The organism is Acidisarcina sp., assembly GCA_035539175.1.
In the GTDB taxonomy this organism is placed as follows: domain Bacteria; phylum Acidobacteriota; class Terriglobia; order Terriglobales; family Acidobacteriaceae; genus JANXZS01.
Window position 1 is genome coordinate 20,688 of sequence record DATLIY010000001.1, and the last position, 16,665, is coordinate 37,352.

General features: G+C 56.9%; 12 protein-coding genes. 8 read left to right on the forward strand and 4 right to left on the reverse strand.

From position 1 onward, the window contains the following. The first annotated feature begins 10 nt into the window (after positions 1–10). A complete protein-coding gene (locus VM554_00070; protein ID HVJ06760.1) occupies positions 11–1,168 on the forward strand; it encodes a heparan-alpha-glucosaminide N-acetyltransferase domain-containing protein in 1,158 nt (385 codons plus the stop codon). Positions 1,169–1,183: 15 nt separating this feature from the next. Here the strand turns inward: VM554_00070 and VM554_00075 are convergent, their stop codons facing one another. The 3 genes from VM554_00075 to VM554_00085 are packed head-to-tail and all read right to left on the reverse strand — an operon-like array spanning position 1,184 to position 5,454. Further along, complete coding sequence (locus VM554_00075) at positions 1,184–1,726, reverse strand: hypothetical protein (GenBank protein ID HVJ06761.1); 543 nt, start codon at positions 1,724–1,726, stop codon at positions 1,184–1,186. Beyond that, positions 1,719–2,345, reverse strand: coding sequence for a response regulator transcription factor (locus VM554_00080; GenBank protein HVJ06762.1), 627 nt, complete (start codon positions 2,343–2,345; stop codon positions 1,719–1,721). Before VM554_00080 ends, VM554_00075 begins: the two co-directional genes overlap by 8 nt. Positions 2,346–2,391: 46 nt before the next feature. Then, positions 2,392–5,454 carry a two-component regulator propeller domain-containing protein gene (locus VM554_00085; protein ID HVJ06763.1) on the reverse strand — a complete coding sequence of 1,021 codons (3,063 nt, stop codon included), beginning with the start codon at positions 5,452–5,454 and terminating at the stop codon, positions 2,392–2,394. A gap of 412 nt (positions 5,455–5,866) precedes the next feature. Between VM554_00085 and aroF the strand changes: the two genes are divergently transcribed. The 7 genes from aroF to VM554_00120 are packed head-to-tail and all read left to right on the forward strand — an operon-like array spanning position 5,867 to position 15,212. Then, positions 5,867–6,727 (forward strand): 3-deoxy-7-phosphoheptulonate synthase, encoded by an 861-nt coding sequence (gene aroF, locus VM554_00090; protein ID HVJ06764.1) that lies wholly within the window; start codon positions 5,867–5,869, stop codon positions 6,725–6,727. Next, positions 6,728–8,137 carry a hypothetical protein gene (locus tag VM554_00095; GenBank protein ID HVJ06765.1) on the forward strand — a complete coding sequence of 470 codons (1,410 nt, stop codon included), beginning with the start codon at positions 6,728–6,730 and terminating at the stop codon, positions 8,135–8,137. It begins immediately after the preceding gene. Beyond that, positions 8,137–9,792 carry a CRTAC1 family protein gene (locus VM554_00100; protein ID HVJ06766.1) on the forward strand — a complete coding sequence of 552 codons (1,656 nt, stop codon included), beginning with the start codon at positions 8,137–8,139 and terminating at the stop codon, positions 9,790–9,792. The genes VM554_00095 and VM554_00100 overlap by 1 nt, the downstream gene beginning before the upstream one ends. Next, complete coding sequence (locus tag VM554_00105; protein ID HVJ06767.1) at positions 9,789–11,657, forward strand: beta-propeller fold lactonase family protein; 1,869 nt, start codon at positions 9,789–9,791, stop codon at positions 11,655–11,657. The genes VM554_00100 and VM554_00105 overlap by 4 nt, the downstream gene beginning before the upstream one ends. Continuing rightward, a complete protein-coding gene (locus tag VM554_00110; GenBank protein ID HVJ06768.1) occupies positions 11,654–12,718 on the forward strand; it encodes a hypothetical protein in 1,065 nt (354 codons plus the stop codon). Before VM554_00105 ends, VM554_00110 begins: the two co-directional genes overlap by 4 nt. Positions 12,719–12,737: 19 nt before the next feature. Beyond that, a complete protein-coding gene (locus VM554_00115; protein HVJ06769.1) occupies positions 12,738–13,232 on the forward strand; it encodes a Rid family hydrolase in 495 nt (164 codons plus the stop codon). A 9-nt stretch (positions 13,233–13,241) separates the two neighbouring features. Continuing rightward, a complete protein-coding gene (locus VM554_00120; protein HVJ06770.1) occupies positions 13,242–15,212 on the forward strand; it encodes an ABC transporter substrate-binding protein in 1,971 nt (656 codons plus the stop codon). A 28-nt stretch (positions 15,213–15,240) separates the two neighbouring features. Here VM554_00120 and VM554_00125 read toward each other — a convergent pair whose 3' ends face one another. After that, a complete protein-coding gene (locus VM554_00125) occupies positions 15,241–16,665 on the reverse strand; it encodes an amidase (protein ID HVJ06771.1) in 1,425 nt (474 codons plus the stop codon).

A 16,665-nucleotide genomic window follows, 5' to 3' on the forward strand; every position in this document is an offset into this window, starting at 1 on the left:
GATACAGCGTATGGCAGCCACCCAACCCGTCGAAACAACCATTGCCGTTGCTCCCTCCACCCGAGTGATGTCGGTGGATGTTCTACGCGGCTTGACCATCATGCTGATGATCCTGGTGAATAATTCGGGGGACGGCGCGTACTGGCCACTCCATCATGCGCAGTGGAATGGCTGGACGCCCACCGACATGGTCTTCCCCACCTTCCTCTTTGTAATGGGGAGTTCGGTTGTGTTCTCCTTCCGCGCGCGCCTGGCAAAGAACAGCAATGTGTCTCCGCTAATTCCTCATATCCTGCGCCGGTTCGTGATTCTGTTTTGTCTTGGATTGCTGGTGAATACCTTCCCCTACTTCCACATGGACACGCTGCGAATTTTCGGCGTGTTGCAGCGCATCGCTATCTGTTACCTGGTGGTCAGCCTGCTCTTTTTGTGGAACAGCAAACCTGCCCTGCGGATCGGCGCCATCGTCGTGATTCTCGCTGCGTATTGGGCGCTGATGAGGCTTGTTCCGGTTCCTAGCGCAGGATTGCCCGTCCGCGACATTCCGCTACTGGATCCCGACAAGAATCTTGCTGCGTGGCTGGATCGGCTGATCCTGCCGGCGCGACGTCTGTATGAAGGCACTCGAGATCCAGAGGGTCTGTTAAGCACGCTTCCCGCCCTGGCAACGACGATGCTGGGAACGCTGACCGGAGAATGGCTCCTCTCTAACAGATCCAAGGAGAAGAAAGCACTGGGTATGCTCTGCGCAGGCGTGGTCTGTGCGCTGCTGGGAGAACTGTGGAATCCCTGGTTCCCCATCAACAAGAAGCTGTGGACAAGCAGCTATGTTCTGCTCGCGGCGGGATGGTCCCTGGTATTTCTGGCGCTGTGTTACTGGGCAATTGAAATCAAGGGATGGAAAAAAGGCTGGACCTATCCCGCGCTCGTCTTTGGCAGCAATGCGATTGTTGCCTATGTGTTTTCCGAACTGCTGGCTCCGCTGGTGTGGATGCGTTTCCGGACTTCCGGAGGTGTCACCAGCGTTGGAAAATTGGCAAACGCGGCGCTCGCCACATTACACACATCGCGATCCTTTGCAGCCCTGCTGTATTCGCTTCTGTACGTGCTGGTCTGCTTTGTGCCGGTCTACATCCTTTACCGGAAGAAGATCTTCATCAAGGTGTAAGCGAGTGCATGTCGGCTATTCAACTAGCGAATAGCCGAAAGTAAAGCGGCCAAGTTGAATCACAGCCTTGTCGGATGGAGGCCAAATCCGGAAAGACTCGATTCGGCTGATGGATGGATTACGGGACGCCACCGTTTGTCCTAATGGCTTGCCTGTCGCGGCATCGTAAAAGAGCACCGTGAGGGTCTCCTCTTTCCTCGTCCATCCGAAGACGTACTGCCCCGGAGGCAAGGAAAGATTTCCCACCCTGATTGGTACCTGGGTAAGCAGGTAATGGGAGTACTTGCCTTCCGCCGAATAGCCTGCCGTAATCAGAACCACCCCTGCGACAAAGCGGCCGCGCCCATCGGTGATACCGGACGCAGTGCGAAATTCTGTTTCAATATGCTCGGCAACTACCGGAGCGCGCGGCGGAATAACAGACCGCAACTCATCTTCGGTCGTTACGCGCCAGGCGGCTCTCCCATTTTGCGCATGAAGCACGATGCCCAGCGCCGGCAAGAGTCCGATTGCGAGCGCCACAAGTGTCACACGGATAAAGAAGCCGCCCCTAGTCAAGGTGAACAATCCCCCGTTGCAGTGCAGTCGTAGCAGCCTGCGTCCGATCACTCACGCCGAGCTTACTCAGCAGGCTGTTCACGTGAGTTTTAACAGTCGCCTCGGTGATAGAAAGCTTGCTGGCTATCTCCTTGTTACTGTTTCCCTTCACGATCAGTCGCAGAACATCCGTCTCGCGATCGGTAAGCACTGGTCCGCTCATGCGTCCCGCGAGCCGCTCTGCCACCGCGGAAGGGATGCGCGACTTGCCGGAGTGAACCGCGCGTATCGCGTCCATCAATTCGTCCCCTTCCATGCCCTTTAACAGGTAGCCGCGTGCTCCCGCCTGAAGCGCACGATAGATGTCTTCATCGCCATCGAACGTCGTGAGCACGATGATTCGCGCCTGCGGAAAGTCGGATCGGATTCGGCCGATCGCTTCCACTCCATTCATCTTTTGCAGACGCAGATCCATCAGGGTTATGTCAGGCTGGTGCTGGCGAAACAGTTCCACCGCCTGACGGCCATCGGCGGCTTCGGCAACAATCTCAAAATCGGAGACGGTCCCCAGCAGTGCCACCAGGCCCTGACGAACAATGTTGTGATCCTCAACTACCATGATCCGGATTGGATCCGCCATATTTCATCCTTCCCAACGGTTCGTATGCTGCTCACGATACAACTTCTCACGCTACCGGAAGCTCTACCGACACCTTGGTGCCTGTCCCCGGTTGACTCTCCAGTTTCAGGTTAGCTTGAATGCTTGCCGCGCGTTCCCGCATCCCACGAATTCCAAAATGCCCCTCCAGGCCATTCAGGCTTGTTGCGCTCAAAAATCCGCGACCGTCGTCGATGACGCTCATGCGGAGGTGAGAGGCATCGTACACCAACTCCACGTCGATCCGCGTCGCCTGCGCGTGCCGCGTGGCATTCGTAACCGCCTCTTGCCCAATCCGTAAAAGCTCTGCTTCCACGTTCTTCTCCAAGGGACGATAGGTTCCCTTCACCTGCACGTAGACCTTGGCGGAGCTATGCGATGCCACGGACGTTACGGCCTTGGTAAGTCTCGCCGGCAGATCCTCGCTGCTTTGCGAGCGAAGATCCCAGATTGAGGTACGAGCATCCTCGATGCCCTTCCTCACCAGCGTTCGTGCAGCGTTCAACTGGTTTCGTGCAGCTTCTGCCGAGGAGGTCATCAGCCTGGAAACAAGCTCCAGTTGTACCGAAACGCCCACCAGATCCTGGGCAAGGGTGTCATGGATTTCGCGTGCAATTCGTCCGCGCTCCTGCAGCACAGCCCGGAATCGCGATTCGACCTGATGCACCCTGTAGCGGTAGATGGCATAAGCCACCAGGACTGTGCCCAAACCTATCACGAGATAGAACCACAACGTCTGATAGAACTGCGGATGCTTCCATAACTCGATAGAGGCTGCTGCTCCGCTCCAGGCACCATCTTTTGTCGCAGCATAAACATGGAAGCGGTACTTCCCCGGCGGCAAATTCGTGTAGTAAGCCGCGCGACGCGTACCGGCGTCGATCCACTCGGGATCGAAACCCTCCAGGCGGTAACGATAATGCACATTCTGAGGAGCCGCAAAGCTTAAACCCGCATATCGCAGCTCCAGACGGTGTGAGCCAGCCTGCAACTGCAAGATGCCCTGCGGGGAAACTTCGTGGTCATCCACCAGGACGTTCTCAATTGCCACCATTGGGGAAATCTGCTTCTCCGAAGCACGTGCCGGATCAATGAAGCTGACTCCCCGCAGCGTTGCAAACCAGAGGGTGCCATTGTTCATCTTCCATGCCACGGGATGGCCGCCGCTGCTGCATTCGCGATTCTTCATTCCATCTGCGGTGCCATAGTTCACGACTTTGATCGAGGACGCGCCCACTCCCGGTTCCAGGTCGCTCTTCGCGACGCGGAAGATACCCGTTCGAGCGCTGAGCCACAGGTGATCCGCGTTGTCCTCTAAAATTCCATAGATCGTTTCTGGCAGACCGCCGGGCTTGTTTTGCAACGATTGTAGTTTGCCCTGGCGAAGACGGTTCAGCCCCCCTCCGTTGGTGCCGAGCCAGAGGACGCCTTGCGCGTCCTCATACATTGCCGTAACCACATTGGAAGACAATCCATCTTTCATGGTGTAGTTCACAAAAGTTCCGTGACTATACCGCGTAAGCCCGCCTGAAGTGCCGATCCATAGGTCACCATTCTTCGATTGAGTCATGGCGCCGATAAAGTCGCTGCCGAGACCATCGAGTCGCGAGTAGTTGATAAACCTGCCGTTGCTCCAGTGTGAAAGCCCCCGCCGTGTTCCGATCCATAGCGACCCATCCGCCTCTGCCTGCAAGGAGCGCACAAAGTCATCCGGCAATCCGTCAGCGGAGGTAAAGGTGTGGATCTTGCCCTGATGCAGCCTATTCAGTCCATCCGGAGTTCCTATCCACAAATCTCCATTCGGCATGCTTGCAATCGCCAGGATCACATTGCTGGAGAGGCCATTCGCAGTGGTCACGGCGCGAAAGCCATCCGGAGTGGAGCGGTTCAGGCCCGAGCCATTCGTTCCGATCCAGATCGTACCGGCAGAATCCTGCAGAATCGATCGCACGACGTCCCCGGAGAGTCCATCGCTCGTGGTGTACGTGGTAAACATCTGGTCGCGCAGAATAGTCAAACCGCCGGCGTCGGTTCCCAGCCAGATATCTCCTTCGCGATCTTCGTGGATTGAGAGTATCGCATTATGAGAGAAGCCATCCTTCTCCTTGAAAGACTGCATGCTGCCTGAAAAATAGCGTGCTATCCCTTGATCCGTTCCAATCCAGAGCGCACCTTGCCGGTCGCGGGCCAGCGTCTGGATCCTGTTGCCCGGCAACCCCTGGGAGACCCTCCATAGAGTCGGCTTGCCATCGCCATAATGGACCAATCCAGCGGAGGTTCCTACCCACATCCCATCGCCCTCATCCCGGAGCAACGCCGTAATCTCAGGCTTCGGTCCCGTTCCGGGGAAAGCACGATCCGTCAGGTGGCCGCGAGAGAAGACCTCAAGCGACTGGCGTGTTGCGATCCACAACTTTCCCGAACGATCCAGGTGAACTGCAGATGCCTCAGCATGCTCCAGAGCAGGCACACTGACATCTGCCTTTAAGGTCTGCTCCTGAATGCGCAGCACTCTACTGCCGGTGGCAATCCAGAGAGAAGCATCTGCGTCTTCGGCAATGGCGCTGCGCGTCAGCACGTCGATGCTGCCGGAATCGGGAATACTTTGGAACTGACCTCCGCGATAGGCAGAAACGCCGTCGGCAGTGATAGCCCAAAGCGTACCGCGGCGATCCTGGTAGGTACACCAAACGGCGTCAGCAAGCAGACCGTTGCTCTGCGCGAACCGGGTGAAGACTGCGCCTTGATAGCGCAACAACCCATCGGCCGTACTAATCCATAAAGCGCCTGACGAGTCTTCCAGAAGATCGTAGATAGTGTTGCTCTTTAGGGCTGGAGTGTTCTCGATATTGTAGGTAACGAATTCGACGCCATCGAAGCGAACCAGTCCACCCTCGGTACCAATCCACAGAAATCCATCGCGAGTTTGCAGGATGGAGTGGACGGTGTTCTCAGGAAGGCCATTGTCCGTCTGCCAGGTCTGATGACCATACTCCTTGAGCGATCGATGCGGATCCAGCCCATATGCAGGAACGAGGGTGGCGCTCACCAGCAAGAAGACAAACCATCGTTGGACGATCCCTCGAGTCATAAGCTCCCGCTGCATCATTGAAACAGCTAACACCTACTATGCACAACTGGGGCTCACGTGCCGGACTTTTTAGGGAAGGTGCAATGGGAGCGAAAGAAAGGCGCCCGAGTAAGGGGCGCCTGGGATAGTGAATCTGAGGAGGCAACGCAGCTAGGATCTCAACTTCACCGCTTTCTGTCTTGAACCCATTGATGGGGTATTTTCTAATCACTTTGATCTACCGGGTCCCGGAGTCGAAGCGCCATCTCCCCCCCCGTACTCCCCACCTTTCGATTGAGTCGCACTCAACCTTTCGATGGAGTCCCAAATCCAACCGCATACGTGACGTATGTCACGGACCAATCAGGGCTTCGGCAAACTATCATGAGCCGCTTACTCTTCACGGGAACAACTACCATTGAACGCTCATTGGATGGAATGCTTTTCGCAGTTCAATCTCGTCGTTCGGGCGGATAATCAGCCGCGGACGATCGTCCGCGTGGGCGAAATCGAGGTGGGCGGAGAAGACTTCGTCGTGATGGCGGGTCCCTGCTCGGTGGAGTCTGAGCGGCAAACGCTGGACACAGCGGAGGCAGTTGCCAGGCATGGCGCACGGATTCTTCGCGGCGGTGCATTCAAGCCGCGCTCCTCGCCCTACTCCTTTCAAGGGCTGGGCAGACAGGGCCTGATGATTCTGGCCAAGGCTCGCGAGGTGACCGGCCTTGCTATCGTCACCGAGGTAATGTCTGAGTGCGATGTTCCATTGGTAGCTGAATATGCTGACATTCTCCAGATTGGCGCGCGAAGCATGGAGAACTATTCGCTACTGGAGGCCGTCGGCAGAAGTGGCCGTCCTGTCCTGCTCAAACGCGGCCTGACGGCAAAGCTCGAGGATCTGTTGCGCTCGGCACAGTTGATCGTGGAGTGCGGAAACCCTGATGTGATCCTTTGCGAACGCGGGATCCGTACTTTTGAGACCGCAACTCGCAACACCTTTGATATCGCGGCTATCCCTGTTCTCAATGCCATAACCCATCTGCCCGTTGTGGTAGACCCGAGCCATGCTGCGGGGATGCGCGAAATTGTCCCCCACCTGGCGCGGGCGTCGGCGGTCATCGGTGCTGATGGGCTGATTGTGGAAGTTCATCCGGCACCGGAACATGCCCTCAGCGACGGCGAGCAATCCCTCACATTTGCAATGTTTGGAGAGATGATGCGCGACCTGGAACCCTATCTATCGCTGCGGCATGCACTGAGTGAGCCGGAGCTTCTGACATCCGAAAGGAGACGATAGGTGTTGGCAAAGCCCATCGTTCTCTCCGCCACAATCTTTGCCGCATCCATGCTGATAGGCGCCGTTGTGTTGGCATCTCCCTCTCCGCGGCAGGCTTCTCCAGCATCATCCGCCTCAGACAAGCCGGCAGTTGAACCACCCGGCATAGCTGTTATTTATACGGCGGCCAGGTCTTATGAGCCACTGGCATGGCTGCATGGTGACGAGCGTTTTCCCGCCGGCGCAACCTTGATGATTCATGACAGCGGTGGCACTCATGAGCTAATCCGGCAATTTGCCGCCACTGCGGATGCAAATATATCTTTCGATGGAAAGTCCGTGCTCTTCTCCGCAAAGCAGCACGAATCCGATCCCTGGCAAGCATGGGAGCTGAGCCTTAAGGACAACCAGCTGAAGCAGCTCACCCAGGGCTCAGACGATATTATTCGGCCGATCTATCTCCCTGCGCGGCGCATCGTATACGCGCGCAAAACCGGAAAGCACTTCGTTCTGGAAGCGCTCTCTCTTGCGGATGGCAAGGTGATGCCCTTGTCGTATGCACCCGGCAACTACGTGCCGACGGACGTGCTGCAGGATGGACGCGTTCTCTTCGAGTCCTCCTATCCACTGGGAACGAATGGCCCGGCTGAGATTTATACCGTGTACTCCGATGGCACCGGCGTGGAGTCCTACCGATGTGATCATGGTCCGGCGCGGTTTGGGGGACGTCAGATCAGTTCCGGCGATATCGTCTTCCCTTCGGGCCACGGGCTTGCGCGGTTCACTTCTCCCATGGCTCATCAGGATAGCCTTGAAGCCCCGGCAGGCGACTATGCCGGAGACGTAGTGGAGCTTCCTTCACAGGACTGGCTGCTGTCCCGTCGCAAGAGCACGCAACAACCGTATCAAATTGCAAGATGGAATCCGGCAAGCAAGACGCTGCAGCCCTTCCTGTCCGAGCCAGAGAGGAACCTGGTTGAGCCTGCGATCGTCGCGCCTCGTGCGGTTCCCAACCGGCATCCCTCAACACTGCGAGACTGGACTGCAGCCAATCTGATGACCCTGGATGTCTACACATCGAAGTACACGCTGCAACCCGGATCTGTCTCGACCGTTCGGATTTCTACGCTGGACGCATCCGGACAAAGAAGAGTTCTGGGGACCGCGCCAGTTGAGAAGGATGGCTCGCTGTATGTACATGTCCCGGGCGATGTGCCGCTGCAGTTTGAGCTGCTCAACCGCGCGGGCAAGGTTCTCCAGAAGGAGTCCGGCTGGATGTGGGCTCGCAAGAGCGAGCAGCGAATCTGTGTCGGCTGCCACGCAGGACCGGAACACGCTCCAGAAAATGTCGTTCCCGCGGTTCTGCTCCATTCGACGACCCCTGCGGACATGACTACAGCGCCTGCCGCTATCTCAAAAGGAGCCCACTGATGCAGTCTCGCGTACTCCTCCTGCTGATCTTTTCCACGGCGGTCTCCGCTCAGAAAGTAGCGCCGGTTGTTCCACCATCTCAAGCCGCGCCTGCGCCAGCCATTCGCTTTGAGGATGCGACCGCATCTTCAGGAATCGACTTCACGCACAGCTTCGGCTCACGCCAGCTAGGCTCGCTGTTGGAAGGAACCGGTTCCGGTTGCGTCTGGCTGGACTACAACAACGACGGTAAGCCGGATCTTTACGTCGTCACGGGCAGACCTCTCGACGACAGCATGCATCCCTATCCGCTCAAAACGAAGCCATTAGAGATGCCGACGAATCATCTCTATCGAAACGACGGCAATGGAAAATTCACGGATGTAACCGAGAAGGCTGGACTGGCGCCCGATCTTTATAGCGATGCCGTCGCCGCTGCCGACTATGACAACGATGGAAATGTCGATCTGCTGGTGGCGGGCTATGGACGGGTGATTCTCTATCACAATAACGGTAATGGAAAGTTTACCGACGTCACGGCCAAAGCAGGAATCAAGGTAGATGGATGGTCGATCAGTTCCACGTGGCTGGACTACGACAAGGACGGATGTGTCGATCTCTTTGTCGGCCGCTACGTGCAGTTCGATCCTAAGTACCGCGCCTTCTATGCTGCGGATAACTACCCGGGCCCTCTCGATTACGAAGGGGAAACGAATAAGCTGTATCACAACAACTGCGACGGCACCTTCACGGATGTCAGCGAGAAATCAGGGATCGCGGCGTATCGCGGCCGCACCATGGGAGTCACTGCTGCGGACTTTGACGGCGACGGATGGCCTGACATCTATGTAGCCAACGACAAGACGGAAAACTTCCTGTTCCACAATAAGCACGATGGCACCTTTGAAGAGATTGCCAATCAGGCAGACGTTGCTTATGGCCAGAGTGGCGAATCCACCTCCGCCATGGGACCTGTGTTCGCCGACGTGGACGGTGATGGCCGTCTCGACCTCTGGGTCACCGACTCAAAATACAATCGCATGATGCACAATGCCGGCAACGGCATGTTTGACGATGTCTCCGCGCAATCCGGCATCTCGCAAGCCACCGCGCAATACACCAGTTGGGGATCCGGCATCTACGACTTCGACAATGACGGATGGCCTGACATCCTGACCTTTCATGGCGGACTCATCCACCTTGTTCCTCAGGAACACTCCGTCTTCAAGGGGCTGGGCAATGGCAAGTTCGCGGATGTCTCGCGCGGAGCAGGTGCCGTTCTGGATGTGAAAACCGTCGCTCGCGGCGCCTGCTTCGCGGACTACGACAACGACGGCAAGATGGACGCATTCGTCGTCAACCTGGGCGCTCGGGGCACGCTGGTCCACAACGTAACAGCCTCCAGTAATCACTGGATAGCTTTTCAACTTAAGGGGACCAAAAGCAATCGCGATGGCATCGGCGCTCACCTCGAAGTTCAGGCGGGCGGCCGCAAACAGGTAGCCGAACGCGTCGCTGGATCAGGCTATCTTTCGCAGGATGATCCACGTGTCCACTTCGGTCTTGGTTCATCGACCAAGGTAGACAAGCTGACAATCCAGTGGCCCAGCGGAAAGCAACAGGTGCTCGAGAATCTCGCGGTGGATCGCGTTGTCACAGTGGAGGAACCTCAGTGAAGGCAAACTTCACCATTGCCGCTGTTCTCACGCTGGTGACGCTCTGCCTTGCCGGTGCATTGCGTCCCCATGTCGTTGCGGGATCGGCTGCGCCGGAGTCGGAGTATCTCAACCCCGGCGAGATGGCCTTCTCCCCAGACGGCCGCTATCTCTACGTTGTGTGTGAACGCAGCGACGAACTGCGCATCCTCGAAGTATCCAGCGGCAAAGTTACAGCACGCATCCCCGTCGGCCATGTTCCTCGCAACCTGACGCTCTCCCATGATGGGAAACAGATCTATGTCGTGAATTCGTGGGAGGACACACTCTCGGTAGTGGACCTTGCTACCCAGTCTGTCGTCCGCACCATATCTACGGGAGCCGAGCCATACAGCGCAGTCCTCGATCGCAGCGGTTCGACTCTGTATGTCGCGAACCGCGTCAGCAATGACATATCAGTGATCGACGTTGCCAGCGGAGTCGAGAAGAAGCGACTGGCGGGTGGGCGCGGAGCGAGCTATCTGGTGCTCTCCCCCGATGGCAGTAAGATCTACGGAACCCATATCTATCCTAAGATTCGCGAGCACCGTGTACCGCCCCAATCTGAGATAACGGTGATTGATACTGCAACGCAGTCCGTCATCGAGCGCAAACTACTACCCGATGTGGCTGGTGTCTTCCATCTTGCCGCGTCTTCGGATGGCAGGCTCTTTGCCACCCCAGGTATGCGTCCCAAAAACCTTGTACCCCTGGCGCATGTGGAACACGGATGGGCATTTACCAGCGAGCTCACCATCTTTGGCGAAGATGCAGGAGCGGTGATCCAGATCCCGCTGGACGAGATGGAGCGGTATTACTCCATGCCCTTTGCGGTAGCTATCCTGCCGGATAAGTCGCGGGTCTTTGTTTCCACAGCAGGTTCCGATAGCGTAACCGTAATTGATACAAAGCGGATGCTGCACTTCGCTCATATGCAGCACAAGTCCTTTGCAAATGACCTGTCTGCCTCGTCGAACTATGTGGAGACACGCATCCCGGTGGGTCACAATCCTCGCGGCCTCACGCTATCTCCCGACGGCTCTCGTCTCTACGTCGCCAACCGGCTTGACGATACTCTCTCGGTCATCGACACCCGGACGAACAAGGTTCTCAATACGATCGAATTGGGTGGAGCACAAAAAGTCATTCCTTTGCGTCGTGGCGAGCAGATCTTTTATACCGCGAAGTACGGGTTTCAAGGTCAGTTTGGATGCTCCAACTGCCACATCGACGCTACCTTCGATGGCTTGCAATGGGATCTGGAACCGGATGGCTTCGGTATCGACATTGTCGACAACCGATTGCTGGAAGATGTCCGGGACACAGAACCTTATAAATGGAATGGCGGCAATCCGGATCTCCCGACGGAATGCGGGCCTCGTACGGAGAAGTACTTTTTCCGCTCACAAATTTACAGCGATCGCGAGTTGGCAGATCTCACGCTCTTCGTGCGCAACATGGGACGTCGTCCCAACCGCATTCGTTCTGCAGACGGAACACTGACCCCGCAACAGGAACACGGCAAAGCCATCTTTCAGCGAGTTACGGACAAGCGAGGCCATGCGATTCCACTTGCGGACCAATGCTCCTATTGCCACGGCGGCCCCAAGTACACCAACCAGAAGAGCTTCGACGTAGGCACCGGCAAACCGACAGATCGCTCCCCGGTGTTCGATACTCCTCAACTGGTCAACATCGCTATGACCGCGCCTTACCTGCACGATGGGTCTGCTGCCTCACTCGAAGAAATATGGACAATCTTCAATCCACAAGACAAACACGGCATTACCAACGACCTGACCAAGGATGAGTTGAACGATCTGATCGAGTACCTGAGGACGTTATGACACGACGCATCTGGAGCTTATTTTTTCTCTTCTGTGTACCTCTTGCATTGCGAGCCGCCGCGCCGGACATGCCACGCTATCGCTGGGTGAATTACACGACCGCGAATGGCCTGCCAAATGCTCACGTCTTCTGTGTCCTGGTGGATGGCGACCGCGTGTGGGCAGGTACGGAAGACGGTCTGGTGCTATATCAGGCAGGCAAGTGGAAGGTCTTCACCACGGCTGATGGACTGGCGCATCGTGTCGTACTCTCTCTGGCTCTCGATGCGCGTACGGGCGATGTGTGGGCCGGTACGATGGGCGGCCTTAGCCGTGTCAGCGGTGGACGCATCGACTCCTATACACAACTGAACTCCGGCCTGAGCAGCGACGTGGTTTATGGAGTTGCTGTGCTGGACGACTATGTATGGACCGCCACCGCGGCCGGCGCGTCTCGCCTCAATCTTCGTAACTCGCAATGGAATCTGTACAACGAGCGCAACACCCCTATGGCCGAGATCTGGACCTATGGAATAGGTGCTGGTCAGGACAAAGTCTATTACGCGGTCTGGGGCAGCGGCGTGCTTGAGTACGACGTAAAAACCGAACATTGGAAGGACTATAACGATCCTGATGGTGAAAACGAAATCGTACTTTTCAAAGACCAGGGACTTATCCACGAAATCACGACAGCGGTGAGCTACGTCGATAAGACGGTCTGGATTGCAACATATTTTGGGGACAGCCGCTACGATGGCCGCAACTGGCACAACTTTCTCACAAAGGACAGCGGGCTTCCCAGCAACTTCACCAACACAGTCCACGCGATTGACGCAGATCACGCATGGTTCGGCACCGATAAGGGCCTTGCTTACTACGACGGCACCAACTGGGCTGTCTATCGGCCTTCCCTCACCACGGGCAAGCCGGAGATGTATGTCCGCGACGTTAGCGGTAAAACAACTACTGTTTCCGTAGAGACAGCACCCGCACACAATTACGTGCTCGGAATCGACTTTCAGGGCGACGACCTTTGGGTTGCCACCGCGAAAGGTCTGAGTCACGGCATTCGGCAGAAATAAATTTTAAGGAGTGTCCAACATGATGATCCAGGAAGTACTAAACGCCATTGCTACCGCGCCGGCTCACGAGCCCATCCAAAAACGCGCTGTCACCAACCTCAACGTTCTCAATGAGGCCTATGCCTACGCCAAGCCGAGCTCGTTCGCGCGCGCCATGCGGATCGACCTTAATGGGATCGTGATCCTGCTCATCTCCGGCACGGCCAGCATCGACGAGTATGGGACAACGGTTCACGTTGGCGACTTCCGTGCACAACTACGTCGCACCTATAGCAACATCACCGGCCTGCTTGCTTCCGAAGGCGCCACGTGGAAGGACATTGTCCGCACAACCTGCTACCTGCGTGACATTGAGCGTGATTATGAAGCCTTCAACGAAGAGCGCACCGCCTTCTTCGCAGAGCAGAAACTGGATCCCCTGCCCGCCTCCACCGGCATTCAGGCCATTCTTTGCCGCCCCGATCTGCTGATCGAGATCGAAGCGATTGCCATATTTCGTCAGCAGAAAGCATAGGAATCCCGCATGATGCGACTCCCCGTTGCAATGGCTCTCTCACCCCTGCTGGCTTTGGCTGCAGGGGCACAGTCTAGCTGGCATTGCTCCTGCGGAAGCAATCCACCTCCGCCGCCAGCGATGCGGACCGTCAGCCCATATGCCGGCGAGCCAGAGGATCTGCGTCCATTCTCCAAATTCACCATGCCGTACTATCAGCACTACGAAGAGCCGAACATCTATAGCGGCGCGGCGCGAGACGTTCCCGCGCCTGACCTCAAGACGCTCAAAGAAATTCGCATCGGCTTCATCGGGCCGATAGGCAACAATCCAGAACATGTGCTGGGAGAGCGCATGCTTCGCGGTGTACAACTGGCCATTGACGAGGCCAATGCCGGCGGTGGCTATGGGGGCAAACCTTTCCGTCTTATGCTTCACAATGATTACGACAACTGGCAAGCCAACCAGGTCTACGGCTCTACCAGGCCAACCGACCCGGAGATATGGGGTGCGGCGGCGGGCGCAGTTGCAAAGATGGTCTACGACGAAAACGTGTGGGCTATCTTTGGCTCGATCAGTTCGGAGACGACACACATTGCTTTGCGAGCAGCACTTCGCGCGGAAGTTCCCATCGTAAACAGCGCATCCACAGACCCCACGATTCCCGAGACCCTGATTCCGTGGTATTTCACGGATATTCAGGATGATCGCGTGCAGTGCCTGACCCTAGCGCGGCACATCTTTACGGAACTCGGCCTGAAGCGCGTCGCCATTCTCCGCGTGAATAACCGCTATGGCCGCTTCGGTGTTCCAAAGCTCCGCGATGCTTCGCGCCGCCTTGGCCATCCGATCGTCATCGAGCAAAAGTATCTTCCTGGCGATACAGATTTTCGCCATCAGCTTCGTGTCATCCAGGAGTCGCGCACGGACGGTATTGTTCTTTGGGCAGATCAGGCGGAGACCGCGGCGATCTTGAAGCAGATGCGTGAGATGGGAATGAAGCAGCGCGTGTTTGGCAGTCACCGCACGATTGGCGCCGACATGCTCCAACTGGCTGGGCCAGCCGCAGAAGGCTTTGAAGCCGTCTACCCCTTTAATCCTCAGCGGAACGACCCGCGCTGGATAGCATTCCAGAAGAGCTTCAAAGCTAAATACAACGAGGAGCCGGAGCAGTTTGCCGCGCTCGCCTATGATGCCGCGCAGGCAATGCTCAGCGCCATCTGCAAGGCCGGCTTGAATCGTGCTCGCATCCATGACGCGCTGGCGGATATGCAGATTTACAATGGCGTAACCGCCGACATGGTTTTCGATCCGAACAGCAAGAACACGACACCCATGTTTCTCGCCACGGTTCACGATGGAAAGATCACCTACCGCCGAGCCACGATGGAAAAAGAACCGACAGATACACAAAAGTCGGGTCAATCCCAATCTATAACGCCCGCGCCTTATGCTCGCGTAGGTGAGGACGGAGTGACCTACTCCGGACCGACAATCGCGAACCCAAAGCCAGGCTTGACCCGCATCGCAGTCTTCGGACCAAATGCGGAGGAGGCAGTGCGTACTCCGGAGATGCAGCAAGCCATCACACAAGCGGAAAAGAGCGGTCAGCGAATCTCACTCATCGGGATTTCAACAGAAGCGGCATGGGGGAAATCTTCGAGCAAGCTGGTCGATGCTATTTACACGCAACACGTGATCAGCATCCTCGCGCTGGATCGTGATTCCAGCCACCTCGCAGAACAACTCGCGCTAAAATCCTTTGTCCCGGTAGTGGCCATTGCCTCCGACAAAAGCCTGACGTCCACCAACATCCCCTGGATCTTCCGGCTGCCGGCGGAGACGCCGCTACCGCAGGCTCTTTCCTGTCTGACTGCCGCAATCCGTAAGGGTGGGAGTAATCCTGAAAAGATTCGCGATGTGCTGGCTTCGGGAAAAGCAGTCGCGGGATTCCAGTTTGAATCGACAGGAGAGCCAAAGGTCGCGCTGCTCATGAGGTAGCAGATCCTCTGTCTTCAATCTGTACGGATCACGCTAGTGCAATTGGAGGCGCGATGTAGCCGAACTCGCTCTCTACCGCGGCTGCGACACCAAGCACAACCTCATCTGCAAACGGTCGGCCAGCAATTTGCACCCCTATTGGTAGGCCATCCTGCGACTTGCCAACGGGCACCACGGCAGCCGGAGAACCAAGCAGGTTAAACCATACCGTGTAGCGCATTGCGTCCAGGTACTCCACACGATTGCCATCCACGCTCCAGCTACGCTCACCATGCCGGAAAGCAGGAATGGCGCACACCGGACAGAGCAGGATGGGAAAGTCGCGCATTTCTTCCAGCATCCGGGCCCGCACCACGTCACACTGGAACCACGCCTCCAGCAGCTCATCTCCGCTTAACGCCCCATCGCGTCGCGCGATTTCGAGAAAGCCGCGAAATGTGTTGCTGAGTTCCTGTTCTCTGCCTTGAATTACAGGCTCCAGCAGCATCAGTCCGCAACGCACAAAGAACTTCCACCACAATTGCCGCAACAACTCCAGAGACTTTGGACGATAAGTCCGAACAAGAAATCCCTGGGCTGCAAGAGCCTGTGCTGCAGCCTGAAGCGCCCGTCGCGTCTCCGCAGTCACGGGAGTCGTTCCGTCATCCTCAAAGACTCCGATGGGATATTGCTTCAGCTCCTCCATCGAGAGCGTGCGAAGAGGCGCAGGCGCACCCACCGGATCTGCCTCATCATGCCCTGATAGAACTTCGAAGAGAAGCTGCACGTCCTTCATCGTTCGCGCCATCGGACCAATTGCACCCAGAATCGAAAAGGGTCCGGTTGACCCAGCCAGGTGCCCGGCAACCGGGATGCGGCCGGGAGTGGGCTTCAGCGAACAGATGCCCGTAAAGTGCGCCGGCTCTCGCACCGAACCACCACTGTCGCTGCCCACACCGCAGGCCGACAAGCCAGCAGCAATCGCTGCGGATTCGCCGCCGCTCGAACCACCTGCGGTATAGTCCAGATTCCACGGATTCGAGGTGCGCCCATAGATCCGGTTCTCTGTCTCATAGGCCATCAGGAATTCCGGACAGTTGGTCGTGCCCAGGAGCGTAGCTCCCGCCTGGCGCATGCGCGAAACCACGATTGCATCCTCGGCTGGTATGTATCCGCGATTCAACAGGCTTCCTGTCTCGCAGCGATAGCCTGCCGTTGCGATCGACGCCTTCACCGTCATCGGCAGCCCATACAAGGGTCCTCGCGGCGAACGATTCCCTTCCGCCATGCGCACCTGCTCTCGAATGCGATCCGGGTCGAAATCAACCAGCGCGTTCAACTGAGGATTTAGCCGCTCGATCTGGCGAATGAACTCTTCCGCAAGTTCCATCGGAGAGATCTCCGAGCCGCGCAACATGGCAAGCAGATCAACCGCAGGCTTGACCGTAATGTTCTTCACAGCGATGCTTTCCAT